This is a genomic window from Prevotellamassilia timonensis, from assembly GCF_021531665.1.
Lineage (GTDB): Bacteria > Bacteroidota > Bacteroidia > Bacteroidales > Bacteroidaceae > Alloprevotella.
The window spans coordinates 1-276 of sequence record NZ_JADYUH010000207.1 but is presented as its reverse complement, the minus strand read 5'-3'; the positions used below and the strand labels follow the sequence as shown (position 1 = coordinate 276).

Sequence of the window (276 nt, the reverse complement as noted above, 5' to 3'; positions counted from 1 at the left end):
CAGAAAAGAATATGAACCAGCCCGTCTCTCAAGAAAGATACGTCAACTTCTACACTGATTTTGCCTTCAAGAAATTGTTTGGCACGGAAGTCAACAAGGAACTGCTCATCAGTTTCCTCAACTCTCTGTTTGACGGAGAGGAGGTCGTCAAAGACCTCACCTATCTCAACGCGGAACACACCGGCAAAAACGCTACCGAACGCAAGGCGGTGTTCGACGTCTTTTGTGAAAACGAGAAAGGGGAAAAGTTCCTCATCGAAATGCAGAAGGCAGACC

The 276-nt window shown here is 47.1% G+C and carries 1 protein-coding gene; it reads left to right on the top strand.

The genetic code is table 11. The features are described 5' to 3' along the window. Positions 1-11 precede the first annotated feature (11 nt). Positions 12-276 (top strand): Rpn family recombination-promoting nuclease/putative transposase (locus tag I6E40_RS10830; RefSeq protein WP_235385791.1); only part of this gene is annotated, 265 nt, incomplete at its 3' end.